Consider the following 25,107-nt stretch of genomic DNA (forward strand, 5'->3'; position numbering starts at 1 on the left):
CGGGCTCCGGGACGGCCGTGGACGGATCGGTGCGGTCCGGTGCGCATCCGGTGCGGCCCCGTGCGGTTCGGTGCGGCCGGGGGCGGATCCGGTGCGGTGATGCGGGTGGTGCGCGGGCCGGGCGTCACGACTGTCAGTGGTGCCGACTAGCCTCGCGTGCGTGGCATCCCGTATCACCGCACCCGAGCAGCTGAAGGAACTCCTCGGCATCCCCTTCACCCGCGAGCAGATGGCGTGCATCACCGCGCCGCCCGCCCCCCAGGTGATCGTCGCGGGAGCGGGCTCCGGCAAGACCACGGTGATGGCGGCGCGGGTCGTATGGCTCGTCGGCACGGGTCAGGTCGCGCCGGACCGGGTGCTCGGACTCACCTTCACCAACAAGGCCGCGGGCGAGTTGTCGGAGCGTGTCCGCAAGGCCCTGATCGAGGCCGGGGTGACCCCCGCGGACGGTGACGGCGCCCTCGTGACTCCTGTCGCGTCGGCGCCTCCCGGCACCGGGCTGGATGCCCGCTCCGGCAGCGGCTCCGCTCCCGACCCGGAAGAACCGCTCGGAGAGCCGCGGATCTCCACGTACCACGCCTTCGCCGGGCAGCTCCTGAAGGAGCACGGACTGCGCATAGGGCTCGAACCCAGCGCACGGCTGCTCGCCGACGCCAGCCGCTACCAGCTCGCCGCGAGCGTCCTGCGGACCGCTCCCGGCCCGTACCCGGCTCTCACGAAGTCCCTCCCCGCGCTCGTCGACGACCTCCTCGCGCTGGACGCCGAACTGGCCGAACACCTCGTCCCCGCCGACCGCTTGACGGCGTACGACACCGGGCTGCTGGAGCGGCTGGAGACGGTGCGGCTGTCCAACGCGGAGCTGCGCAAGGCCCCGGACGCCGCCCGGGCCCGGCTCGAACTCCTGGAGCTGGTCGGCGCGTACCGCGCGGAGAAGAAGCGTCGCGATCTGCTCGACTTCGGCGACCAGATCGCGCTGGCGGCGACGCTCGCGCGTACCCACCCCGAGGTCGGGCGCATCCTGCGCGAGGAGTTCGAGGTCGTCCTCCTCGACGAGTACCAGGACACCTCCGTCGCGCAGCGGCTGCTGCTTGCCGCACTGTTCGGCGACGGCACCGGCCACCCCGTCACGGCGGTGGGCGACCCGTGCCAGGCCATCTACGGCTGGCGCGGTGCCTCCGTCGCCAACCTCGACGACTTCCCCGCCCACTTCCCGCACGCCGACGGCACTCCGGCGCGCCGCTTCGCGCTCAGCGAGAACCGGCGGAGCGGCGGACGCCTGCTGGGCCTGGCCAACCGGCTGGCGGCACCGCTGCGTTCGCTGCACGAGGGCGTGGAGGCCCTGCGCCCGGCCGACGGCGCCGAGCACGACGGCACGGTCCGCTGCGCTCTCCTGCCCACCCACACCGACGAGTTGGCGTGGCTGGGCGACTCGATCGCCCACCTCGTCCGTACGGGTACGCCGCCCGGGGAGATCGCCGTGCTGTGCCGTACGGCGGGCGACTTCGCCGAGATCCAGGGCGCGTTGGTGGAGCGGGACGTGCCCGTGGAGGTGGTCGGCCTCTCCGGGCTGCTGCACCTGCCGGAGGTCGCGGACCTGGTGGCCGTGTGCGAGGTGCTGCAGGACCCCACGGCCAACGCGGCACTGGTCCGGCTGCTCGTAGGACCGCGCTGGCGCATCGGCCCGCGGGACCTGGCGCTCCTCGGCCGCCGCGCCCGTACGCTCGTACGGCACTCCGCGTCCGGAGGCGACGAGGGCGACCCCGACCGGCGGCTCGCGGAAGCGGTCGAGGGCACCGACCCCGCCGAGGTCGTCTCGCTCGCGGACGCGCTCGACACCTTCCTGACGGCCGAAGAGCCGGACGACGGGCTGCCGTTCTCCGCCGAGGCCCGGGTCCGCTTCGCCCGCCTGGCCGCCGAACTCCGGGACCTGCGGCGGTCGTTGGCGGATCCCCTCATGGACGTGCTGCACCGGGTGCTGGCCGCCACGGGGCTCGAGGTCGAACTGTCCGCGTCACCGCAGGCCCTGGCCGCCCGCCGCCGCGAGACCCTGGGCAACTTCCTCGATGTGGCGGCGGGGTTCGCCGCGGTGGACGGCGAGGCCACGGTGCTCGCCTTCCTCGGCTTCCTGCGCACCGCCGTCCAGCACGAGAAGGGCCTCGACAACGCCCTGCCCGGCGGTGACAACACGGTCAAGGTGCTGACCGCGCACAAGTCGAAGGGCCTGGAGTGGGACGTCGTCGCCGTCCCGGGGCTCGTGGGCCGCCACTTCCCGAGCGAGCAGGCGCGAGAGTCCTGGACCTCCAACGCGAAGGTGCTGCCGCACGCGCTGCGCGGGGACGCGGCCACCCTCCCGGACATGGAGGAGTGGGACGCCAAGGGCATGGCGGCCTACAAGACAGCCATGAAGGACCATCAGGCGACCGAGGAACTCCGCCTGGGCTATGTGACGTTCACCCGCCCGCGGTCCCTGCTCCTGGGCTCGGGCCACTGGTGGGGGCCCGCCCAGAAGAAGCCGCGGGGCCCGTCGGCGTTCCTCGAGGCGCTGCGCGAGCACTGCGACAGGGGCCACGGGGAGACCGAGGTCTGGGCCGACGAGCCGGAGGAGGGTGAGGAGAACCCGTCCCTGAAGGCGTCGGCCGCCGCCGATCAGGCCTGGCCCCTGCCCCTGGACCCCACGGCCCTCGCACTGCGCCGCCGGGCCGCGGGGACCGTCCTGACGTACCTGGACGAGCTGTTGGGGGCGGCGGAGGGTGCCGTGCCGGAGGAGGGCGCTACGGGAGGGGACGGGCCGCCGGAGGCGGACGAGGCTCCGGACGACGACCTCTGGGCGGCGGATCCGGAAGAGGACCCTTGGGACGGGGATCCCGGGGACGACGTTCGGGAGGCGGCCACGGGGGACGACGTTCAGGAGGTGGACCCCGGGGACGACCCGTGGGCCGGTGAGCCCGAACACGGGCATGCGGCGACGGGCGTGCGGGCGCCGGAACGGGACCCCGGGGCGCCCGGTCCTGCATGCGAGCACGAGGGATCTGCGCCTGTACGTGTGGCCGGGGCGCCCGAGCGCAGGGTGCCCGCGCCCCGGAGGGCCGCGACGCCTGGACCCGTGCCCGAGGGGGACCCGTCCGCGCTGACGCCCGAGGGGGTCCCGTCCGCGCTGACGCCCGAGGGGGTCCCGTCCGCGCTGACGCCCGAGGGGGTCCCGTCCGCGCTGACGCCCGAGGAGGCGCGGGCCGTGGCCTCATGGGACCGGGATCTCGACGCGCTCGCCGGTGAGCTGCGCCGGAACCGGGCGACCGTGTGGGACGTGCCCCTGCCGCAGTCGCTCACCGCGTCGCAGCTGCTCCGCCTCGCGGACGACCCGGACGCGTTCGCTCGGGAGCTGGCCCGCCCCATGCCGCGGCCCCCGCAACCCGCCGCGCGCCGCGGCACGCGCTTCCATGCCTGGGTCGAGTCGCGGTTCGAGGAACTGCCGCTGCCACTGCTCGGACCCGACGAACTGCCGGGCGGACCGGACGACCTCTTCGGGGACGGGGGAGCGGAGTTCGCGGGCGCGGCGGACATCGCCGACGAGCGCGACCTGGGGGCGCTTAAGGAAGCCTTCGAGCGCACCCCGTACGCCCGGAGGACCCCGTACCGCGTGGAGGCGCCGTTCCAACTCTCGCTCGCGGGGCGGGTGATCAGGGGCCGCATCGACGCGGTGTACCGCGCGGACGGGGCGTCCGGACGGGGTGGCGCGGCCGGGGCCGACGGCGGCGAAGCGTACGAGATCGTCGACTGGAAGACGGGACGCGGCAACTCCGCCGACCCGCTCCAGCTCGCCGTCTACCGCCTCGCCTGGGCCGAACAGCACGACCTGCCGCTGTCGGCCGTCACGGCGGCGTTCCTCCACGTCCGCACCGGCGAGATCGTGCACCCGCCCGACCTCCCGGACCGCCCAGCCCTGGAACGCATCCTCCTCGGCGACACCTGAGGCCGACCGTGATGCCGGGCGCCGGCGCCGCGGGGAGTGACGGGGAACGCCGCCCGCCGGCTCCGCCGTCGACGGCCAGGCGCTCGCTGCTCGTCGCCAGGAGCTGGACGCCGAGCGCAGGGCGCGGCGGTCGAGGCACCCGCCCGTGCACAGGCCGCGGACCACCGGAGCCACCGACGGCGACGACGGCGACGACGGGTGGGCGCGGGGGGTGGGGACGCCGCCGGTTTGCGGTAGGGACCGGCCGGTCGGTCCCGTCGAATCGGCGTCGGGGCCCGTCAGCCGTCCCGCCTTACCCGATCCGGGCCGTACCCGATCCGCGCGCCCACCCACGCGCACGTCCCCGCTCGGCTCTCGTCCCCGTCTGCACCCCCCGGTCTCGGCAGCGCGCTGACGCCTGCCGGGACTCCGCGTCGGCACTCCTGAGCCGGAAGCTCCGAGCGCGGCCGCGCCCGTCCTCGCAGCGGCGCGCCGGGGGCCACCTGCCCTGGCGTCCTCGGCGTCCTGTACCCGTGCCATCGGCCCCCGCGCCGCCGCCCGCCCGATGCCCGAGGGCCACCCGCTCTCCCCAGGGGCGCCCGCTCTCCCGAGGGCGCCCACGCGGTGCTCGCCCATGAGCGCCCGCACTCGCCGCCCCGGCCTGTGGACAACGACATCGACCGTTGTCCACAGGCCGGGAGCCGCTCCGCGCCCGGCCGGTAGGCTCCTCCGCATGAGCAGCACCCCGGACAGCGCCGTCCGCGCCTTCATCGACGCCCACCGCACCGCTTTCCTCGACGATCTGTCGGAGTGGCTGCGCATCCCTTCCGTGTCGGCCGATCCGGCCCGCGCGGGTGATGTCCGGCGCAGCGCCGAGTGGCTGGCGGCCAAGCTCGCCGAGACCGGCTTCCCCGTCACCGAGATATGGGAGACCGGTGGCGGCGCGACGGGCGCCCCTGCCGCTCCCGCCACCCCCGGCGCCGCACCTCCCGCCCCCGCCGTCTTCGCCGAGTGGCCGTCCGGCGACCCGGACGCTCCCACCGTGCTCGTCTACGGTCATCACGACGTGCAGCCCGCCGCCCGCGAGGACGGCTGGGCCACGGAGCCGTTCGAGCCCGTCGTCCGCGAGGGCCGGCTCTTTGCGCGCGGTGCTGCGGACGACAAGGGACAGGTGTTCTTCCACACCCTCGGTGTGCGGGCCCATCTCGCCGCCACCGGCCGCACGGCTCCCGCTGTCAACATCAAGCTGCTCATCGAGGGCGAGGAGGAGTCCGGTTCGCCGCACTTCGCGGCCCTCATCGCCGAGCGAGCCGACCGTCTGGCGTGTGACGCCGTGATCGTCTCGGACACCGGCATGTGGTCCGAGGACACCCCGACGGTCTGCACGGGGATGCGCGGCCTGGCCGACTGCCAGATCGACCTCCGCGGACCCGACCAGGACATCCACTCCGGCTCCTTCGGCGGCGCCGTGCCCAACCCGGCGACCGAGGCCGCCCGCCTCGCCGCCGCCCTGCACGACGACGACCGCCGCGTCGCGATCCCCGGCTTCTACGACGGCGTCGTCGAGCTCACCGACCGCGAGCGGGAGCTCTTCGCGGAGCTGCCGTTCGACGAGGAGACCTGGCTGCGGACCGCCCATGCGCACGCGACGCTCGGTGAGGAGGGCTACACCACCCTGGAGCGGATCTGGGCCCGTCCGACGGCCGAGGTCAACGGCATCGGCGGTGGCTACCAAGGCCCCGGCGGCAAGACGATCGTGCCGTCGACCGCTCAGCTCAAGCTGTCGTTCCGGCTGGTCGCGGGCATGGAGACCGAGAAGGTTCAGCAGGCCGTGCGCGACTGGGTCGCCGAGCGGCTCCCGGCCGGCATCCGTCACGAGATCACGTTCTGGGGCGCCACCCGCCCCTGCCTGACCCCGCTCGACCACCCGGCGCTGCAGTCCGTCGTACGAGCCATGGGCCGGGCGTTCGGCCAGGAGATCCGGTTCACCCGGGAGGGCGGTTCGGGACCGGCGGCGGATCTGGCGGACGTCCTCGACGCTCCGGTCCTCTTCCTCGGCATCTCGGTGCCCTCGGACGGCTGGCACGCGCCGAACGAGAAGGTCGAGCTCGACCTCCTGATGAAGGGGGTCGAGACCGCCGCCTACCTGTGGGGCGACCTGGCGGAGCATGGCCCGATCACCTGAAGCCCCGCCGCCTCGCCGCCCCGACGGCGCGTACCGCCGAGCGGGCCGCGCCGGAACACCCGTCCCCCAGGGGGAGTTGGAAACAGCCGTGACCACCTCGACCGACCACAGCCGCGTCCCGCGGATCGCCCTGACCGCGCCGAGCGGCATCGACCGGGCCGCCCACCACCGCCTCGACGAGGCCTGGCTCGCGGCCGCGTGGAGCCACCCCAGCACGCGGGTCTTCGTGGTCTCGGGCGGCCAGGCGCTGATCGACGACACCCCCGACGGCCGCACGGAGCTGGTCATGACGCCCGCCTTCGAGGCGCCGCCGACCGAGACCCACCGCTACTTCCTCGGCACCGACGAGGACGGGGTGTGCTACTTCGCGCTGCAGAAGGACGCCCTGCCCGGACGGATGGACCAGTCGGCCAGGCCGGCCGGACTGCGGGAGGCGGGCTCGCTGCTGTCCGAGCGGGACGCCGGGCTGATGGTGCACGCGGTGGCCCTGGAGAACTGGCAGCGGCTCCACCGGTTCTGCTCGCGCTGCGGCGAGCGCACGGTCGTCGCGGCCGCGGGCCACATCCGGCGCTGCCCGGCGTGCGGCGCCGAGCACTACCCGCGGACCGACCCGGCCGTGATCATGCTGGTGACCGACGAGGAGGACCGGGCGCTGCTCGGCCGCCAGGTGCACTGGCCGGAAGGCCGCTTCTCCACGCTCGCGGGCTTCGTGGAGCCGGGTGAGTCGATCGAGCAGGCGGTCGTCCGCGAGGTCTACGAGGAGGCGGGCGTTCCGGTCGGCGAGGTCGAGTACGTCGCCAGCCAGCCCTGGCCCTTCCCCTCCAGCCTGATGCTCGGCTTCATGGCGCGGGCCACGTCCTCGGAGATCCGCGTCGACGGCGAGGAGATCCACGAGGCCCGGTGGTTCTCGCGGGACGAGCTGCGCGCCGCGTTCGAGTCGGGCGAGGTCCTGTCGCCTTCCGGCATCTCGATCGCGGCCCGGCTCATCGAGCTCTGGTACGGAAAGCCGCTGCCCGCGGGCGTCCCGCGCTGAGGCGGGCCGCTCCCGCGGGCAGCGGTGCGGCGGGCGCTCGCCGCCGGGCCGGGGGAGCCCCGGCCCACCGCGGCGTCAGGCGCCGATCCGCTCCTTGACCTGGGCCAGGGACGGGTTGGGCAGTGCGGAGCCGTCGTGGAAGAGCACGGTCGGCACGAGCTGGTTGCCGTTGTTGACCTTCTCGACGAAGGCCGCAGAGTCCGGGTCCTGCTCGATGTTGATCTCGGTGTAGGCGATGCCCTCGCGGTCCATCTGGCCCTTCAGCCGGCGGCAGTAGCCGCACCACGTCGTGCTGAACATCGTCACCGTGCCCTGCAACGGCTCCTGCATCGTCCTCGTACTCCTTCGGTCCGGTATGTGGCGGTGTGATTCCGGGGTGTGGTGGCCCGGCGCCGAAGAGGGAACGCGCGGCCCGCGCCGCACATTCCCCCTGATCGTCTCGTAAGTACGACCGCAACCCCACAGCTGTGGACAAGCATCCCGGGCGTCACGGCAGACCTGGCAGCATGGCGGGGTGACACCAGTAACGGACACCACACTCTTCCCGGCGGTTCCCGACTCGGCCGACGCGGTGCTCGACGGGCTGGACCCGGAGCAGCGCGAGGTCGCCACGGCGCTGCACGGGCCGGTGTGCGTCCTGGCCGGTGCGGGGACGGGCAAGACCCGAGCGATCACGCACCGGATCGCCTACGGCGTGCGGGCCGGGATCATCCAGCCCGCCAGTGTGCTGGCCGTCACGTTCACCAACCGTGCAGCGGGCGAGATGCGCGGGCGGCTCCGCCAGCTCGGGGCGGCCGGTGTCCAGGCGCGCACCTTCCACTCCGCCGCCCTGCGCCAGCTCCAGTACTTCTGGCCGCGCGCGGTCGGTGGCGAGCTGCCGCGGCTCGCCGAGCGCAAGATCCAGTTGGTGGCCGAGGCCGCTGCCCGCACCCGTATCCGCCTCGACCGGAACGAACTGCGGGATGTCACCGGCGAGATCGAGTGGGCGAAGGTCACCCAGACCGTTCCTGAGGACTATCCGGCGGCGGCTGCGAAGGCGGGCCGCGAGGTGCCCCGGGACCCGGCCGAGATCGCCGGGATCTACGGCGCCTACGAACAGCTCAAGCGCGACCGCGGCTGCATCGACTTCGAGGACGTGCTGCTGCTGACCGTCGGGGTCCTGCAGGACCGGCCGGACATCGCGGACCAGGTGCGCGGGCAGTACCAGCACTTCGTCGTCGACGAGTACCAGGACGTCAGCCCGCTGCAGCAGAGGCTCCTGGAGCTGTGGCTGGGCGGTCGGGACAGCCTGTGCGTGGTGGGCGACGCGGGCCAGACCATCTACTCCTTCACCGGCGCGACGCCCGACCATCTGCTCAACTTCCGCACCCGGCACCCGAATGCGACGGTCGTGAAGCTCATCCGCGACTACCGCTCCACCCCGCAGGTCGTGCACCTGGCCAACGGCCTGCTGGGGCAGGCGCGCGGCCGCGCCGCCGAGCACCGCCTGGATCTGGTCTCGCAGCGCGAAGCCGGGCCCGAACCCGTCTACACCGAGTACACCGACGAACCGGCCGAGGCCGAGGGCACGGCCCGCAGCATCCGCGCCCTGCTCGACGCCGGGGTCCCCGCCAGTGAGATCGCCGTCCTCTACCGCGTCAACGCCCAGTCGGAGGTCTATGAACAGGCCCTCGCCGACCAGGGCGTGCCCTACCAGATGCGGGGCGCGGAGCGGTTCTTCGAGCGCCCCGAGGTGCGCGAGGCGGGCGTCGCACTGCGCGGCGCCGCCCGCGCGGGTGGGAACGACGTGCTGCTGGACGACGCGGTCGACCTGGCCTCCCAGGTGCGCGCCGTGCTCGCCGCGTCGGGCTGGACCCCCGAGCCGCCCACGGGCTCCGGCGCCGTACGGGACCGGTGGGAGTCCCTGGCCGCGCTCGTCCGCCTCGCCGAGCAGTTCGCCACCGCGCGCACGGCCGCCGGCGCACCGGCCCCCACCCTCGCCGATCTCGTCGCGGAGCTCGACGAGCGGGCCAACGCGCAGCACGCGCCCACCGTCGAGGGCGTCACGCTCGCCTCGCTGCACGCGGCGAAGGGCCTGGAGTGGGACGCGGTGTTCCTGGTCGGCCTGACCGAGGGCATGATGCCGATCACCTACGCGCGGACCGACGAGCAGATCGAGGAGGAACGCCGTTTGCTCTACGTCGGCGTGACCCGCGCACGGGTGCATCTCGCCCTCTCCTGGGCGCTCTCGCGCGCCCCCGGCGGCCGCGCGTCGCGCAGGCCCAGCCGCTTCCTGAGCGGGCTCAGGCCCGGCTCCACGACGGCGGCCGGCCGCACGCGGGGCGGGGCCGGCGGCATCGAGCGCGGCAGCGCCGCGAGGAAGCGCCGCGGCCCGGCCAAGTGCCGGGTGTGCGGGCGCACGCTCACGGACGCGGGCGAGATGAAGCTGATGCGCTGCGAGAGCTGTCCCTCGGATCTCGACGAGGCGCTCTACGAGCGGCTGCGGGAGTGGCGCATGGAGGAGGCTGCGGCACTGGGCCAGCCGGCGTACTGCGTCTTCACCGACAAGACGCTGATGGCCATCGCCGAGGCCGTGCCGGACAGCGAGTCGGCGCTGGCGTCCATCTCCGGGGTCGGCCGGCGCAAGCTGGACCGGTTCGGGGCCGCTGTGCTGGCGTTGTGCGCGGGCGAGGATCTCGCCCCCGATCCTGCCGAGGACGGGCCCGAGGAAGCGGCGGATCAGGCTCCGGAGGAGCCCGCGGCGGACTGATACAAACTCGTCGAGAAAATAGTTTGCGCATGCCACAAGAATCCCCATAGCCTTCCGAGCACGGGTCAACGGACTTCTCCGAGCCGCTGATCCGTGTTGTACTGAAGGTCCACCGGACTGGTTCGCGCCAGTCCCCCGAGACGCCGAGAGGAGGCGAGCCCAAATGATCAGCATCACCAAACTGGCCGGTCACAAGGCCGCCTTCTGCCTGCCTGGCGTCTCTGTGCTCCGTGGCACCGGTCTGTCCGGCGCTGCCGAAGCACGTCGTCGCTTCGAGCGCGGCATCGTCGCGATCGACGCGCGACCGATCCAGGCACCGGCGGCAGTAGCGGCGGCACAGGTCTCGGCCTATGCCCCTGCGGCCAATGGTGCCGACCTCCAGCAGACGTGGACCGGTGGCTTTGCCACCGGCGCCGACTCTGCGGCCGAGCACCTCACGATGCGGGCCTTCCGCGGGCTCGAACCCTGGAGAGATCCAGCCTGATCGCAAGATCAGGTCGGCACCTTCCAGGGCCGCGGAACCCGAACCGGGATCCGCGGCCCTTTTCGTTGCCGGGGGACGTAAGCGTCCTGCCGCCAGCGGAATCGGAAAGCCACCCGGTACCGACCGAACATCCCGGCCCACCAGGCCGGGCCCGAACAGACGAGGAAACACGAAGGTGCACAGTCCCGCGCACGCCCCGTCCGTCCCGCACGACCCTGCGATCCCCCCGCCCGGCTCCACGGAGGTCACCTTGACTCAGTCCACCCCGCTCACCGTGCTCGATGACGAGATCGAGCGCCTCGGCGAGCTCGTCCCCTGCCGCTCGTACGACCCGGAGGTCTTCTTCGCCGAGTCGCCGGCCGACGTCGAGTACGCCAAGTCGCTCTGTCAGACCTGCCCGCTGCGCGAGGCCTGCCTCGCGGGCGCCAAAGACCGGCGCGAGCCGTGGGGCGTCTGGGGCGGCGAGCTGTTCGTGCAGGGCGTCGTCGTGCCGCGCAAGCGGCCGCGCGGTCGCCCGCGGAAGAACCCGGTCGCGGCATGACCACCCCGGGAACCATCAACCGCCCTCGCACGCACGACCCCATGAAGCAGGTCCCCACGATGAAGCCGTCCACCTACGAGCCGTCCGCCGCCGGTAACCCGGACACTCCCAGCTCCGCTGCGAACTCCTCCCGCCAGAACAGGACCCGAGAAATGCAACTCATCCCAGAAGCCCTGGCCCGTGCCCATATGAACGACCGACTGCACGAGGCCGAGTCCGAACGCAGGGCCTGGCGCGTGGCCGCCGCCCAGCGCATGCAGCGTCGCGCCGAGCGTGCCTCGCTCCGCGCCCGTCGCGCCATCGCCATGGCCGTGATGCAGTGACCGCCTGAGCCCGAGCGGACTCAGCGCTTTGATGACCACCGCGGGACCGGTTCGCCGAACCGGTCCCGCGGTGCGTTGTGCCCGGTCGAACACGGTCCCGGAGGTATCGTCGACAGGTGGAACAACAGACTCATCACTCCGCGCAGCAGGGTGCCGAGGACGGGGCTGTCGTGTGCGCCCGCTGCGGTGACGTGGCGCCGGAACCGACCCCGCCGGTCACCTGGACCTGCTCCGTGGAGAACGGCAGCCGGGTCTACTTCTGCGAACACTGCGCCCGCGACAACATCCGCTCCATCGAAGGACGGCTCGACTCCTCCTGGTGGTGAACGCCGCCCGCAGGGCCTGGCGGTGAACGCCGCCCGTGGCGCCTCGGATCAGGCGCCGGCCGCCGTGCCGTCCTCCTCCAGCGCCTCCTCGTCCGTCTCCGCGGGCACGAAGTCCGGGAGCCAGGCGGCCAGTTCGTCACGCAGCCGGACCGTGGCCCCCAACTGGCACAGCACACCGATGGTGCTCAGCGTCACCCGGTGGATCAGAAGGTAGGACGGCGGCAGATTGAGCTGCCGGCCCAGTTGGTGGGCGGGGGAGCGAGGGTCCGCGATCCGCGCCGCCTGGGTGCGCATCCAGCCCCGCGTGAAGGTGAACTCCTCCGCCCGGGCAGGCTCGATGATCGGCAGCAGATAGTCGAGCACGGAGTCCGGATCCAGCTCGATGCTCGGCTTGACGAAGCCCTCCTCGCACAGCATCCGGTGGACCTCCTCCGCCTCGCCGTCGAGGGTCATGCGCAGCGCCGTGCCGATCGTCGGCGGCAGCCCGTCCGGCAGCCGGTCGACGGTCCCGAAGTCCAGCACCCCCAGACGCCACTTCTCCGGCGGACCGTCCTCCGCTCCGCCGATGAGCAGCCGGAAGTTCCCCGGGTGGGGGTCCGCGTGGAGCAGACCCGTACGCGCCGTGCCGGAGAAGAGGAAACGCGCCAGCAACTGGCCCGCCCGGTCCCGCTCCTCACGACTGCCGTCGGTGATGACCTCCGACAGCGGCACGCCCTCGATCCACTCCGTGATCAGCACCTGATCGCTCTGGTGCACCACATCCGGTACGACGACGTCCGGGTCGTCCGCGAACTCCGCGGCGTGGGCCCGCTGCGCCTGCGCCTCCAGGCCGTAGTCCAGCTCCTCGGAGATGCGGTCGCGCAGCTCGGAGATCAGCGGCTTGATGTCCATCCCCGGAATCAGCGGCCCCAGCATCCGCGCGAACCGGCCGAGCTGCGTGAGGTCGGACAACAGCGCCTCACCCGCGCCCGGGTACTGGACCTTGACCGCGACCTCCCGCCCGTCGTGCCACACGGCGCGGTGCACCTGCCCGATCGAGGCCGCCGCCGACGGCTTGTCCTCGAACTCCTCGAACAACTGCCGCCAGTCCTCGCCGAGCCGCTCCTCCAGCACCGCGTGGACCGTCCGCACCGGCATCGGCGGCGCGGCCTCCTGCAGCTTGGTCAGCGCCGCACGATAGGGACCGGCCACCTCCTCAGGGAGGGCGGACTCGAAGACCGAGAGCGCCTGCCCGAACTTCATCGCACCGCCCTTCAGCTCGCCCAGCACCTTGAACAACTGCTCGGCGGTGCGTTGTTGAAGTTCCCGGCCGACGATCTCGGCGGACCGGCCACCGATCCGCTTGCCGAGCCCCCAGGTGGCCCGGCCGGCGATTCCCAGTGGCAGCGCGGCCAGCTTGGCCGTACGCGTCACGGCCTTGCGGGGAAGATCCGACATTCGCCCCTCCAACTCCACTGCACCTCCGGGGAGAGCTACCCCCCGAGCCACGCCGCAGACGGCGGTTGCCCGGCCATTGTCGCCTGCGGCTCATTCTCGAAGGACGGGGATTCCCCGTCGGGGATGTCGTGCGCCCGCGCGGCGCCGCACGCACAGCCCGGGTGTGCCGGGACCGGTCGTGACTGCCATGCCAGGTCCGGCAGGGCGAACTCCAGCCGCGCGCCGGTGCTTCGGGGAAGCCGTCCGTCGAGAAAGTTCAGCGCATGGGAGGCGGCGAGTCCCGCCACCACCGTCGCCAGCGCGGTGTCGCACGCGACCGCGGCTGAGGCGCTGCGTCCCGAGCGCCACTGCGCCAGCATCCGCGGCCAGGCGGGCTCCCGGTCGGCCCGCTCCAGGGCCAGACACCCGGCACACGCCGACGTGCCCGGCAGCACCAGCGGCCCGACCACGCCCGTGCCCTCGATGACCCCCGCGTACAGATGAGGGGTACCAGAGGCGATCAGCTCCTCGGTCACGACCGGGTCGGGCGCGTACGTCGCGAGCCCGTCGCGCGGCGCCAGCACCACCAGCTCCGTCACCGCTCGGGCCGACCCGGACGAGGCCGTCCGGCCGGTCCCGACCGCTCCACCCGCCCCCTCGGCCCCCGAACGCCAGGGCCGCCGGCCGGGCGCGGCGGCCCGCACCACTCTTCGCGCGGCCACACTCCGCCGCTCGCCCACCGACTCGGACGGCAGCCCGGACGGCGCGACGTCCCAGGGCTCGACACAGCCGCCGTCCTGCACGTCGACCTGGCCGACACCGGAGGCCGACAACGTCGCGGCGACCGCCGCGCCGACCCGTCCCGCGCCGCGCACCTGTACCCGTACGGCCGCACGCGCGGACATGCGCCGTACAGCCGCGCCTGCCTCCGGATGGATCACCGACAGGGACGCCAGATCTGCCCGGAGCCGGTCCGCCGCCCCGGCCTGCTCCGCCCCGGCGGCACCGGGCGAACTGCCCGACGCCGTCGCGTCCTCCAGGAGCCCGGCCGCCCCCAGCCGGTCCATCAGCTCGTCCACCCGCCCGGGACCCAGGCCCATCGCCTCCCCCTCACGCCTCAGCAACGGCAGACCGCGCGTGCCGTCGAGGAGGGAGAGGAAGAGGCCGGTCGTGGTGTCCACCGGGCCCAGGACCACCGCATGCGCCCCCGCGATCCCGAACTGCACGGTCTGCCGGTCACGCCAGCCGCGCCGCAGCGCGGGCTTGAGCATCGGATGCATCACTGCTGTCCCCCGTGATGACTCGTCGTTTCCGGTGGGCGCCGCCGACCCCCGCTCGGTCGTCGCCGGCCCCCGCCGATTCCCCGTCGGACCGACCCGAGTGCGTCCTCGATCGATCCGGTCGGCGACCAGCATGCCCGCGCCGCCGATCGGCCGCCGAAAGTTGTCCACAGGCGGTGGGGATTAGTCATTCAAATTGCGCACACCCTTCGAGGGGCGGGACTTCCCCTACCCCCAGCAGGTAACGTCGGGGCGTGTCCGCCGACCCACTGCAGCGCTCCGCGCAGCGCAGCACAGCCAGTCAGCCCTCCCGCGGCTCGGGCGCGAGCGCGGTCGAGGTGAGGAGAAGCGCCCGGCGGCGCAGAACGGTCTCCGCGTACCGCGAGGGCGACCGCACCATCGTCCTGATCCCGGCCCGTATGTCCGAGGCCGAGGAGCAGCGCTGGGTCACGGTCATGCTGGACAAGCTGGCGGCCCAGGAGAGCAAGCGGATGCTCGGCGACGCCGAACTCGCCCAGCGTGCCGAGTACCTCTCCGACCAGTACCTCGGCGGCCGGGCCCGGCCCGCCACCGTCCGCTGGGTCACCAACCAGAACACCCGCTGGGGTTCCTGCACCCCCGCCGAGGGCAGCATCCGGCTCTCGCACCGCCTCCAGGGCATGCCCGAGTACGTCATCGACTACGTGCTCCTCCATGAGCTGGCGCATCTGCTGGTGCCCGGGCACGGCCCCCGCTTCTGGGAGCTGCTGGAGTCCTACCCGCGGACGGAGCGCGCCCGCGGCTATCTCGAGGGTGTCGTCGCGGCGGACCGGCTGCCCCATCTGCCCGCTGCCCGGACCGAGTAGCCCGCGAGCTGCGGGCCTGTGCGAGCGCCGGCCGGCAACCTGATGCGCCTGCGTCCGTATCACCCGTGTACCAACCCCGTTCCGGCGTCGCCGCGTGTCGGCACCAGCGGTTAGCCTGACGCAACGCACACATTGCACGGGATGGGGGGATGGTCGTTTCGCATGTCCAGGGAATTCCAGCGCGGCCACAAAGCCAAGATCAGTGACCTGACAGCGGGGACGGATCTGTACGTCGGAGTGCAGATCGCCGGTCCCGGACTGTCCTTCGACATCAGCTGCTTCGGCCTCGACGCCGATGAGCGTCTGTCCGACGACCGCTACTTCATCTTCTTCAACCAGCCGAAGTCGCCCGAGGACTCCATCCAGCTCCTCGGCGCACAGGCGGGGGACACGGAGTCCTTCCGCATCACGCTCGACAGCATCCCGGCGAACGTCCAGCGGCTCTCCTTCACCGCCGCGGTCGACGGCGCGGGACAGATGTCCCAGGTCGGGCCCGGATACATCCGGATCGTCGCCGGTGGCGAGGAAGTGGCCCGCTACTCCTTCACCGGCTCGGAGTTCACCACGGAACGCGCGGTGATGCTCGGCGACTTCTACCTGAAGGACGTGTGGCGCTTCGCCGCCGTGGGCCAGGGGTTCGACGGCGGGCTCGACGCGCTGCTGCAGAACTTCGGTGGTGAGGTGCTCGAGGAGGAGCCGCAGCAGGCGCAGCAGGCGACGCCCGGGTTCGCACCGCCCCAGGCGTCGGCGCCCGCACCCGGATTCGCTCCGCCGCCGGGGCCGCCGGCCGCTCCGTCCACGCCGCAACCGCCTCCGCCCGCCCCGCCCCAGGGGGCCACGCCGCCGCCCTCGCCCGCTCCCGGCATGCCCGATCCGCAGGTGCACGCCGCTCCCACCATCGCCGCGCCCATGGCGCCCGGTCTCCCCGGTCAGCACACCCCGCCGCACGGTGGTCAGGTCCCGCCGCCGCCCGGACAGCCCGGTGTCCCCGGGCAGCACCCCGGTCAGCAGGGTGCCCCGTACGGACAGCCGCCCGCGGCACCAGGGGCACCAGGGGCACCCGGAGCCTATGGAGCCCCGGTGCCCGGACAGGCACCGCCCGCGCCGGGACAACCGGCCGCGCCCGGACAGCCCTTCGGGGCACCCGGCCAGGCGACGCCACCCCCGTACGGTCAGCCGCAGGCGGGGCCGTTCCCGGGGCAGCAGCCCGCTCCGCACGGCGCGGCCACCGCTGGAGGAGCGGCCACGCCCGGGCTCGGCGCGGCGCTGGAGAAGTTCCGCGAGGCACCCACAGGGCAGCGCTGGACGCTCCAGAACCAGCAGCTCGTCCGCATCGACCTGGGCGCCGACGGCCAGCCCGTCCTCGCCCGCCAGGGCAGCATGGTGCTCTACCAGGGCAAGGTCGACTTCAGCTACAAGGGCGCCGGGTTCGCCGGGCGGATCGTCGGCAACGCCACCGGCCAGGAGATGCAGCTCATGCGCTGCACCGGCCGCGGCCAGGTCTTCTTCGCCGAGAACGGCGCGCAGCTCCACCCCATCGAGCTCCAGGGCGACGCCATCTGCGTCTCCGCGGAGAACGTGCTCGCCTTCGACGAGTCGCTGCAGCACGAGGTGCGGCGGATCGAGGGCCACGGCATCCCCGGCGGGGCGCTCTTCACCATGCAGTTCCAGGGCACCGGCACCGTCGTCGTGAAGACCCAGGGCGTCCCGGTGGTCCTGCCGGTCACCCCGACCACGTTCGCCGACAGCAACGCGATCGTGGCGTGGTCGGCGGCCTCTCAGGTGATCATCGCCAGCCAGGTGCGACTGCGCCGCAACGCCTACCCGGGCCACAGCGGCGAGACCGTGAACCTCCAGTTCCGCGGCGCGCCCGGCAACTTCATCGTCGTCCAGCCCTACGAGGTCTGAAGGAGCCCGTCATGGACCAGACACTGATCGCGGGCTTCGCCCCGGCCCCGATGGCCGCCCGGATGGAGAACCACGGGCGCAACATGCTGAAGGTCGCCATGCAGAGCGGCCAGGACCTCTTCGCGCGCACCGGCTCGATGGTCGCGTACGAGGGCTTCGTGCAGTACGAACCGAATCCGCCCGCCGTCCGTCAGATGGCGTCCCAGTGGATCACGGGCGAGGGCGCGCCGCTGATGAAGTGCAGCGGCGACGGTCTGCTCTATCTCGCCGACTACGGCGCGGACGTCGTCTGCATCAACCTCGCCGGGGACTCCGTCTCGGTCAACGGCACCAACCTGCTCGCGTTCGACGCCCACCTCCAGTGGGGCGTCCAGCGGGTCAAGGGCATGGCGAAGTTCGCCGGGCAGGGTCTCTTCAACGTCGGGATCTCCGGCACGGGTTGGGTCGCCCTGACCTCCCGGGGCACCCCGATCGTGGTCGACTGCGGTCGCGGTGACGACGAGACCTATGTGGACCCGGACGCGCTCGTCGCCTGGTCCACCGGACTGAAGATGAAGGGCAAGCGCAGCTTCAAGGCCTCCTCGATGATCGGGCGGGGCAGCGGCGAGGCGTACCAGATCGGCTTCTCAGGCCAGGGGTTCGTCGTCGTACAGCCCAGCGAGGACAGTACTGACCGGCTCCGGGCCCGGGGCTGAGGGGGAGCGAACACACCATGCAGAGCCCGCTTTTCGGCTACACCGAGAACCAGACGCAGGACCGGTACGCGCTCCAGAACCCGCAGATGCTGCGCGTCACCCTCACCGGCCACGACGACATCCTCGCCCGCAAAGGCACCATGGTCGCCTACCAGGGGATGATGGAGTTCGACGGCGAATACCAGACGCAGGGGCAGCGCCGGGCCCGCGCCCACACCGGCGAGGGCCTGGATCTGATGCGCTGCTCGGGGCAGGGCACGGTCTTCCTCGCCAACCTCGCCCAGCACGTCCACGTCGTGGATGTGGACCGGGACGGGCTGACGGTCGACAGCGCGTACGTGCTGGCGCTCGACTCCGGCCTCCACTGGGAGGCGATCGCGGTGGACAGCCAGTTCGGTATCTCCGGGTCAGGGGCGTACAACCTCCAGATCTCCGGCCAGGGCAAGGTCGCGCTCATGACCTCGGGCCAGCCGCTGATGCTCCAGGTCACCCCCGACAAGTACGTCAACGCGGACGCCGACGCGGTCATTGCCTGGTCGACGTCGCTGCGCGTCCAGATGCAGGCGCAGACGTCGTCCTCCAGCGTGTTTCGCCGGCGCGGCAACACGGGCGAGGGCTGGGAGCTCAGCTTCCTCGGCCAGGGCTACGCCCTCGTCCAGCCCAGCGAACTGCTTCCGCCGCAGAACGCGGTGATCGGGCAGGGCATGGCCGCGCAGTACGGGATGGGCCAGCACGGCGCCCACGGCCAGAACCAGGGCAACATCTGGTCCAACCGCTAGATCCCGGTCCCACCGCTGGATCCGGAAGGGCAGCACGGCGTCAGGCCGGGCAAGCAGGTCGGCCGCCCCGCGCGCGTGGGGTCCTGGGGCCTCAGGACTCGAGCAGCGCGCGGGTGCGGTCCACCAGCCGTACGACGGACTCGTCCGCCACATCGGCCACCTCGTCGTACGCGAACCAGCGCAGATCAAGGGACTCGTCGCTGATCGCGGCCACCGCCCCGGCGGGGGCGAGGGCCGCGTACTGCACGTCCAAGTGCCAGGTGCAGGGCGGGCGATGGCGGTCCAGACGCACCGGACCGCCGGGCAGCAGCGTCAGACCGCCGATACCGGACTCCTCGGTGGCCTCGCGCAGCGCCGCTCCGGCCAGGGTGGTGTCCTCCGGCTCGCAGTGCCCGCCCATCTGCAGCCACATCCGCAACTTGCGGTGCAGGGTGAGCAGCACCCGCCCGCCCGGAGGGTCGACGACGAGGGCACTCGCCGTGATGTGCCCGTCGCGGCAGGACTTCCACATGCCGTCCGGGTGCGCGGTCAGATGGTCCCCGTAGGTGAGCCGCAGCCGCTCCTGTTCCTCGTCCGGCGCGGACCATTCCTTCAGGACCCGCGCCGTGTCCGCGTGGAGGCTCACTTCTCGCTGTCGCCCTCTCCCGGGCCCTGCTCACCGGAGCCCTGTCCACCGGACTTCTGATCGCCGGAGTCCTGATCGCCGGGGCGCTGGGTGTCCCCGGAGCCCTGCTCGTCGCCGTCCTTCTCCAGACGCGGCCGGGTCTCGCCCCCGCCGCTCGCCGCCTCACCCAGCATCTTGTCCAGCTCGGCGAAGTCGAGCTGCTCGCGGTGCACGAAGCCGTCGGGGTCGTCGAGGTCCGCGGCGGTCGGCAGCATGTCCGGGTGCTCCCACAGGGCGTCCCGGCCCTCCAGACCGCGCGCGTCGGTCAAGGAGGCCCACAGTCTGGAGGCGTCGCGCAGCCGGCGCGGACGCAGCTCCAGCCCGATCAGTGTGGCGAAGGTCTGCTCCGCGGGGCCGCCGGTCGCGCGCCGCCGGCGCAGCGTCTCGCGCAGCCGGTCCGCGGACGGCAGATGCGGTGCCGCGGCGGCGTGCACCACCGCGTCGACCCAGCCCTCCACGAGCGCCAGGGCCGTCTCCAGCCGGGCCAGGGCCGTCTTCTGCTCCGGGGTGTCCTCCGGCTGGAACATGCCCTGCTGCAGCGCCTCCTGGAGCTGCTCGGGGTGGGTCGGGTCGAGCTGGCCGACCACGTCCTCCAGCTTGGCGGTGTCGACCTTGATGCCACGCGCGTAGCCCTCGACCGCCCCGAAGAGATGCGACCGCAGCCACGGAACGTGTGCGAACAGGCGCTGATGGGCCGCCTCCCGCAGAGCGAGATAGAGCCGGACCTCCTCGGGCGGGACGCCGAGGTCCTTGCCGAAAGCCTCGATGTTCACCGGCAGCAGTGCCGCCTTGCCCGCCGGTCCCAGGGGGAGGCCGATGTCGGTCGAGCCGACCACCTCACCCGCGAGGACGCCCACGGCCTGCCCGATCTGCGTGCCGAACATGGCGCCGCCCATGGAGCGCATCATCCCGAGCAGCGGGCCCGCCATGGCCTGCATCTCCTCGGGCAGCACATCGCCCATGGCCGCGCCGACGCGCTCGGCGACCGGGTCCACGAGGTCCTTCCACACCGGGAGCGTCGCCTCGACCCACTCGGCGCGGCTCCATGCGACGGCCGCACCCGAGCCCGAGGGCAGGGAGGTCACGCCGTCGAGCCACAGGTCGGCGAGGCGCACCGCCTCTTCCACGGCCCCGCGCTCGCCCGGCGAGACGGTCGCGTCCTTGGTGCCGTCGGACGTGCCCTGCGCGACGGTCTGCCGCGCGATGTCCTTGGCCATGTCCCAGTTCACCGGGCCGCCCTCGTAGGAGAGCATCTGCCCGAGGCGCTGGAACGCCGCCCCCAGATCGTTCGGATTCAGCGAACCGAACATCGCGGCGAACGGATTCTCCGCGCCACCGCCCCCGCCGCCGAACCCGAACGGATTCGGGGGGCCCTGGTCGCCGCCCTGGCCGCCCTTCTTCTTGCCGTCGTCGCCGTCCTCCGGCTCCTCCGGCGGGAGGCCGAATCCGAATGGGGTGTCACTCACGGGTTTCCTCGGCTCGTAGGGCCGCCGGCCCGGCCGGCGGCGACTGCCCGACAACACACCCAGCGTAGACACCCTGTCCACCTCTAGGCTCGGTGCTTGGCTGCCCGGAAGCCTGCGGCAGGATGGACCCACCTGGTACGTACGCGTAACTGCCCGTACGCACTGAAGACAACCGCTGGAGCCGCCCGGTGAGTTCCCCAGACCGAGAAGTTCGCGCAGCGCGAAACGGCACTGCCGGATCCGCGCACAGGCCCGTCGTCGCGGTCACCGGTGCCGCGTCGGGCGTCGGTGCCGTGCTCACGCAGCGGCTCGCCGCGTCCGAGGAGATCAAGCAGGTCGTGGCGCTCGACGAGCGCCGCGGTGACGTGTCCGAGGCGCAGTGGCATCTGCTCGACGTCCGGGATCCGGCGATCGCGGACAAGCTGCGCGGCTGCGACGTGGTCGTGCACCTCGCGCTCGACCTCGACCTCGGCTCGGACCCCGCCGCCCGTACCGCGTACAACGTGCGCGGTACGCAGACCGTGCTCACCGCCGCCGCGGCCGCGGGCGTCCACCGCGTCGTCCTGTGCACCTCGGCCATGGTCTACGGGGCCCTGCCCGAGAACGACGTGCCGCTCGCCGAGGACGCCGAGCTGCGGGCGACCGCCGAGGCCACCGGCGTCGGCGATCTGCTGGAGATCGAGCGGCTGAGCCGCCGTGCCCCGCGGGCGCACCCCGGCCTCAATGTCACGGTGGTCAGGCCCGCCGTCCTGGTGGGCGGCACGGACACGGCCTTCACCCGCTACTTCGAGTCGCCCCGGCTGCTGGTCGTCGCGGGATCGCGCCCGACCTGGCAGTTCTGCCACGTCGAGGACCTGGCGAGCGCCTTGGAGTACGCGGCGCTGGAGAAGGTGGAGGGCGAGCTGGCGGTCGGCTGCGACGGGTGGCTGGAGCAGGAGGAGGTCGAGGAGCTGACGGGAATCCGCCGCATGGAACTGCCGTCCGCCGTCGCCCTCGGCGCCGCGTCCCGGCTCCATCGGCTCGGCCTCACTCCGTCCCCGGCGGGCGACCTGGAGTACACGATGCACCCCTGGGTCGTCAGCGGCAGCAGGCTCCACGACGCCGGATGGCGGCCGCAGTGGACCAACGAGGAGGTCCTCGCGGAGCTGCTGGAGGAGGTCTCGGGACGGCACACGGTCGCGGGCCGCCGCCTCGGCCGCAAGGACGCGACCACGCTCGGCGCCGCCGGTGCGACGGTCGCCCTGGTCGGTACGGCCGCCCTGGTACGGCGGGCCCGCAAGGCACGCCGCCGCGTCTGAGCGCCGCCGCCACGGCCCACCGAGAGGCGGAATTCCAATTCCGCGATACGGATGGCCGGAGTTCCTTAATGCGGGCCGGTACGGCACGATGGACGCCATGGCACGCACGTACGACCACCCCGGCGAGGCGCCCGCCCTCGACCCGATCCGCCTCCTGGCGATCCGCGACACCCCGCTGTCCGTCGACGAGGTGTTCGCGGCGGTGGGGGAGGACTCCGCGGGCGGCATCGCGCTGTTCGTCGGCACCGTGCGGAACCACGACGGCGGGACGGACGTGGACGCCCTCGGCTACTCCGCCCATCCGACGGCCGATGCCGAGCTGCGGCGCGTGGCGGAGAAGGTGGCGGCGGACTTTCCCGTACGGGCCATGGCCGCCGTGCACCGGGTGGGGGACCTCGCGGTGGGCGACCTCGCGGTCGTGGTCGCGGTGGCGTGCCCGCACCGCGCGGAGGCGTTCGCGGCCTGCCGCCGTCTGATCGACGACCTCAAGGCCGAGGTCCCGATCTGGAAGCACCAGCAATTCGCCGACGGCACAGAGGAATGGGTCGGCGCGTAGCGCTGTCGTTCAGGGGTGGTGGTCGGGCGTCGGGTGGGCGGGTCGGCGCGTAGCGCTGTCGTTCTGGGGTGGTGGTCGGGCGTCGGGTGGGGGCGAAGCGCCGTCGTTCAGGCGGCCGTCGTACGGGTCGGTGGCCGGGCGCCCGCGTCGCGCGCTCGTCCCGGGTTGGTAACGCCGCCGTACCGGCCCTCACCTTGGGCGGGTCGCAGCGCCGTCCCATCGCATGGGCATGGCAACGTCGTTCGAGGGCAAGCGGACTCGTATGGCGCACTGACGCTTCGTCTCCGGTTGCGTAACTCACCCCCCGCCGTGAGCGTTGATCAGGCGGATGGTTAATCTGCTGATCAGTCAGTTGCGGTTGTCGGTTCTCGTTGTGCATGGGGTCGGGAGGCCGGTATGGCGGCGCTCGCTTGGTTGCTGATTCCGGTCGTCGCGGCCGTCGTTGCCGCGCTGTGGGCGCGCTGGGCCTCGCGCAATCGCAAGGTCGGCGACGTCGCTGAACTCGCCGGGTACGAACGCTTCCGTGAGGCGATGGAGCGTTCCCGCTCCGATTCCGCGTCGGACGGGCCGGTCGAGGCTCCCGCTCCGGCCGCCGCCGCGGCCTCCGCGCAGGCCGCCGACTCCGACGCCGCCGCCTGAGCAACGGGCCCCCGGCCCGGTGGGCTCCGGCGGTCCCGATCGGACCGGCCCCCGGAGTGCACTGTCGGACCAGTCCCGTACTGTCGTTCTCATGCCACGCCGCACCGCGACGATGCTCGCTTCCACCCTGATGCTCATCGCGCTGCTGTGCGCTGGAGTGCTCATCCCCGTTCCGTACTCGGAGATGTCTCCCGGCCCGACGGTCAACACGTTGGGCGATCATGGTGGCGAGCCGGTGCTGAACATCTCCGGGCGCAAGACGTATCCGGCGACGGGGCACCTCAACATGACGACGGTCCGGGTCACCGGTGCCGACTACCGGATGAACCTCGTGGAAGCGGTCGCGGGCTGGCTCTCGCACGACGACGCGGTTGTCCCGCACAGCACGCTCTACCCGAACGGGCAGACCGCGGAGCAGGCCACCCAGGAGAACGCCGAGGAGTTCAGTCAGTCCCAGGAGAGCGCGAAGGTCGCGGCGCTGAAGGTGCTGGACGTCCCGGTCGCGGCGCGCGTGGTGGTGGCGTCGGTGGTGAAGGACAGCCCGGCCGAGGGCACGTTGCACGCGGGCGACGTGATCAAGGCGGTCGACGGAAAGCCGGTGAAGCAGCCGGGCGACGTGGCGAAGCTGGTCACGCAGCACAAGCCGGGGCAGAAGGTGAGCTTCACCATCATTCCGGCGAAGGCGGCCGCCGCGGCGGAGAAGGCCCGCAAGCCGGAGCCCTCGACCCGCGAGACCCTCTCCATCACGACGCGCAAGGCACCGGACGACAACCGGGCCATCGTCGGCATCGAGGCCGGGACGGACCACACGTTCCCGTTCCAGATCGACATCAAGCTCGCCGACGTCGGCGGACCGAGTGCCGGGCTGATGTTCGCGCTCGGCATCGTGGACAAGCTGACGCCGGGCGACCTGACCGGCGGCAACTTCGTGGCGGGGACGGGCACGATAGAGGCCGACGGCAAGGTCGGACCGATCGGCGGGATCCAGATGAAGACCGTCGGTGCCCGCGCCAAGGGGGCGGAGTACTTCCTGACGCCCAAGGACAACTGCGCGACGGCGGCGCGGGACGTGCCGTCCGGCCTCACGCTCGTCAAGGTCGACACGATCGATGACGCCGTGAAGGCGCTCAAGCAGATCCGTGCCGGTGACACCGGCTCCCTCGACCGCTGTACGACGGGCTGACCCGACCGGCTCGGCCGGGAGCGGGACCGAGCGCGAAACCGGGACCGGGACCGAGCGCGACACCGGGACCGGGAGCAGCGGCGAGGCCGGGAGACCGGGCGCCCGCCGCGCCGCTCCTGCGCCTACTCCGAGAAGGTCGCCGCCAGTGCCTCGGCCAGGCCCGGCACGAGGTCGGAGCCGGTGAGGACCTCGGTCGGCGAGTCCTTCTCGCGCAGGCGGAGCGCCGTCTCGCGCGCGCCGTCCCGCAGCACGGCCACCGTCATCCGGACCTCCTGGCGCTCAGGATGCTCGGCCACCCATGCCGCCAGCTGCTCCCCGTCCAGCTCGTCGGGCACCGACGCCTCCGCCGAGGGCGGCAGCAGCAGCCGCTCCACGGTCAGGGCGCAGCCGACCACGGCGTCGGGCCAGGCGATGGTGGCGAGGAATTCGTCGAGCGGGGTGCCGGAGGGCAGCTCGTCCTGTTCCACCGGCGTGAGGGTGGCGTCCGCTTCGTTGTCGATGCCGAGCTGGTCGGCGAGACCGGGCTCCTGGGCGCGGAGCTGATCGGTGTCGACGAGGGCGAAGAGGCGGGCGGGCTGGTCCCAGCCGAGCCCCGAGGCGTACTCGTCGATCTCGAGGACGGCACGGGTCAGGGGACTGGCGGCCATCGGCGTTCCGGAGGAGACATTGGACATGGTCGGTATCTTGCCCTGTTCGTAACCGGAACCGGGAACTGGGTAAAGCTTGAGTAAGTTGCATGGGTGGGCCCTACTATCGCGGGGCCTGCTCATACGACAGCGAAAACTTCG

General features: G+C 72.7%; 22 protein-coding genes. 16 read left to right on the forward strand and 6 right to left on the reverse strand.

All coding sequences use genetic code 11. The features are described from left to right. Positions 1-160 precede the first annotated feature (160 nt). The 3 genes from ABZ822_RS02875 to nudC all read left to right on the forward strand — a co-directional run bounded on the left by ABZ822_RS02875 (position 161) and on the right by nudC (position 7,167). Positions 161-3,970 carry a UvrD-helicase domain-containing protein gene (locus ABZ822_RS02875; protein ID WP_360846056.1) on the forward strand — a complete coding sequence of 1,270 codons (3,810 nt, stop codon included), beginning with the start codon at positions 161-163 and terminating at the stop codon, positions 3,968-3,970. Positions 3,971-4,682: 712 nt separating this feature from the next. Next, positions 4,683-6,134 carry a dipeptidase gene (locus ABZ822_RS02880; protein ID WP_360846057.1) on the forward strand — a complete coding sequence of 484 codons (1,452 nt, stop codon included), beginning with the start codon at positions 4,683-4,685 and terminating at the stop codon, positions 6,132-6,134. 88 nt (positions 6,135-6,222) lie between these two features. Then, positions 6,223-7,167: an NAD(+) diphosphatase gene (gene nudC / locus ABZ822_RS02885; protein WP_360846059.1), complete on the forward strand. Its 945-nt coding sequence runs from the start codon at positions 6,223-6,225 to the stop codon at positions 7,165-7,167. 75 nt (positions 7,168-7,242) lie between these two features. Here nudC and ABZ822_RS02890 read toward each other — a convergent pair whose 3' ends face one another. Then, a complete protein-coding gene (locus ABZ822_RS02890) occupies positions 7,243-7,485 on the reverse strand; it encodes a mycoredoxin (RefSeq protein WP_360846982.1) in 243 nt (80 codons plus the stop codon). A 196-nt stretch (positions 7,486-7,681) separates the two neighbouring features. On the opposite strand from ABZ822_RS02890, the gene ABZ822_RS02895 reads away from it, so the two are divergent. From ABZ822_RS02895 to ABZ822_RS02915, 5 genes are all read left to right on the forward strand, one after another. Next, positions 7,682-9,916, forward strand: coding sequence for an ATP-dependent DNA helicase UvrD2 (locus tag ABZ822_RS02895; RefSeq protein WP_360846061.1), 2,235 nt, complete (start codon positions 7,682-7,684; stop codon positions 9,914-9,916). Positions 9,917-10,079: 163 nt separating this feature from the next. Then, a complete protein-coding gene (locus ABZ822_RS02900) occupies positions 10,080-10,400 on the forward strand; it encodes a hypothetical protein (RefSeq protein ID WP_360846063.1) in 321 nt (106 codons plus the stop codon). A 175-nt stretch (positions 10,401-10,575) separates the two neighbouring features. Continuing rightward, entirely contained in the window at positions 10,576-10,941 is a 366-nt protein-coding gene (locus tag ABZ822_RS02905) for a WhiB family transcriptional regulator (protein WP_360846065.1), read from the forward strand. Further along, positions 10,938-11,264 carry a hypothetical protein gene (locus tag ABZ822_RS02910; protein WP_360846067.1) on the forward strand — a complete coding sequence of 109 codons (327 nt, stop codon included), beginning with the start codon at positions 10,938-10,940 and terminating at the stop codon, positions 11,262-11,264. The genes ABZ822_RS02905 and ABZ822_RS02910 overlap by 4 nt, the downstream gene beginning before the upstream one ends. Before the next feature lie 116 nt (positions 11,265-11,380). Continuing rightward, on the forward strand, positions 11,381-11,590 hold the full coding sequence (locus ABZ822_RS02915; protein WP_360846069.1) for a hypothetical protein: 210 nt from the start codon (positions 11,381-11,383) through the stop codon (positions 11,588-11,590). Between the two features lie 48 nt (positions 11,591-11,638). Here the strand turns inward: ABZ822_RS02915 and ABZ822_RS02920 are convergent, their stop codons facing one another. Together ABZ822_RS02920 and ABZ822_RS02925 are read right to left on the reverse strand one after the other, a co-directional pair. Then, the gene (locus ABZ822_RS02920; protein WP_360846071.1) at positions 11,639-13,027 is read right to left on the reverse strand and encodes an AarF/ABC1/UbiB kinase family protein; all 1,389 of its coding nucleotides are present in this window, start codon (positions 13,025-13,027) and stop codon (positions 11,639-11,641) included. A 35-nt stretch (positions 13,028-13,062) separates the two neighbouring features. After that, positions 13,063-14,286: a TOMM precursor leader peptide-binding protein gene (locus tag ABZ822_RS02925; protein ID WP_360846073.1), complete on the reverse strand. Its 1,224-nt coding sequence runs from the start codon at positions 14,284-14,286 to the stop codon at positions 13,063-13,065. A 254-nt stretch (positions 14,287-14,540) separates the two neighbouring features. Here ABZ822_RS02925 and ABZ822_RS02930 point away from each other — a divergent pair, with 254 nt between their 5' ends. The 4 genes from ABZ822_RS02930 to ABZ822_RS02945 all read left to right on the forward strand — a co-directional run bounded on the left by ABZ822_RS02930 (position 14,541) and on the right by ABZ822_RS02945 (position 18,513). After that, positions 14,541-15,131, forward strand: coding sequence for a M48 family metallopeptidase (locus ABZ822_RS02930; RefSeq protein WP_360846075.1), 591 nt, complete (start codon positions 14,541-14,543; stop codon positions 15,129-15,131). Between the two features lie 162 nt (positions 15,132-15,293). Beyond that, positions 15,294-17,039, forward strand: a complete 1,746-nt coding sequence (locus tag ABZ822_RS02935) for a TerD family protein (RefSeq protein WP_360846077.1) — start codon at positions 15,294-15,296, stop codon at positions 17,037-17,039. Positions 17,040-17,050: 11 nt separating this feature from the next. After that, positions 17,051-17,734, forward strand: coding sequence for an AIM24 family protein (locus ABZ822_RS02940; RefSeq protein WP_360846079.1), 684 nt, complete (start codon positions 17,051-17,053; stop codon positions 17,732-17,734). 17 nt (positions 17,735-17,751) lie between these two features. Next, a complete protein-coding gene (locus tag ABZ822_RS02945; protein ID WP_360846081.1) occupies positions 17,752-18,513 on the forward strand; it encodes an AIM24 family protein in 762 nt (253 codons plus the stop codon). Between the two features lie 91 nt (positions 18,514-18,604). Here the strand turns inward: ABZ822_RS02945 and ABZ822_RS02950 are convergent, their stop codons facing one another. Beyond that, complete coding sequence (locus ABZ822_RS02950; protein ID WP_360846083.1) at positions 18,605-19,138, reverse strand: NUDIX hydrolase; 534 nt, start codon at positions 19,136-19,138, stop codon at positions 18,605-18,607. Beyond that, positions 19,135-20,643 carry a zinc-dependent metalloprotease gene (locus tag ABZ822_RS02955; RefSeq protein WP_360846085.1) on the reverse strand — a complete coding sequence of 503 codons (1,509 nt, stop codon included), beginning with the start codon at positions 20,641-20,643 and terminating at the stop codon, positions 19,135-19,137. Before ABZ822_RS02955 ends, ABZ822_RS02950 begins: the two co-directional genes overlap by 4 nt. Before the next feature lie 188 nt (positions 20,644-20,831). On the opposite strand from ABZ822_RS02955, the gene ABZ822_RS02960 reads away from it, so the two are divergent. From ABZ822_RS02960 to ABZ822_RS02975, 4 genes are all read left to right on the forward strand, one after another. Then, on the forward strand, positions 20,832-21,941 hold the full coding sequence (locus ABZ822_RS02960) for an SDR family oxidoreductase (RefSeq protein ID WP_360846087.1): 1,110 nt from the start codon (positions 20,832-20,834) through the stop codon (positions 21,939-21,941). Between the two features lie 97 nt (positions 21,942-22,038). Further along, positions 22,039-22,497 carry a molybdenum cofactor biosynthesis protein MoaE gene (locus ABZ822_RS02965; protein WP_360846089.1) on the forward strand — a complete coding sequence of 153 codons (459 nt, stop codon included), beginning with the start codon at positions 22,039-22,041 and terminating at the stop codon, positions 22,495-22,497. Between the two features lie 396 nt (positions 22,498-22,893). Further along, the gene (locus tag ABZ822_RS02970) at positions 22,894-23,136 is read left to right on the forward strand and encodes a hypothetical protein (RefSeq protein ID WP_360846091.1); all 243 of its coding nucleotides are present in this window, start codon (positions 22,894-22,896) and stop codon (positions 23,134-23,136) included. A 91-nt stretch (positions 23,137-23,227) separates the two neighbouring features. Next, positions 23,228-24,319 carry a PDZ domain-containing protein gene (locus ABZ822_RS02975; RefSeq protein WP_360846093.1) on the forward strand — a complete coding sequence of 364 codons (1,092 nt, stop codon included), beginning with the start codon at positions 23,228-23,230 and terminating at the stop codon, positions 24,317-24,319. A 122-nt stretch (positions 24,320-24,441) separates the two neighbouring features. Here the strand turns inward: ABZ822_RS02975 and ABZ822_RS02980 are convergent, their stop codons facing one another. Continuing rightward, positions 24,442-24,993: a PPA1309 family protein gene (locus ABZ822_RS02980; RefSeq protein WP_360846095.1), complete on the reverse strand. Its 552-nt coding sequence runs from the start codon at positions 24,991-24,993 to the stop codon at positions 24,442-24,444. Positions 24,994-25,107: the final 114 nt, after the last annotated feature.

The sequence above is a fragment of the Streptomyces sp. NPDC047108 genome (assembly GCF_040643575.1).
Lineage (GTDB): Bacteria > Actinomycetota > Actinomycetes > Streptomycetales > Streptomycetaceae > Streptomyces.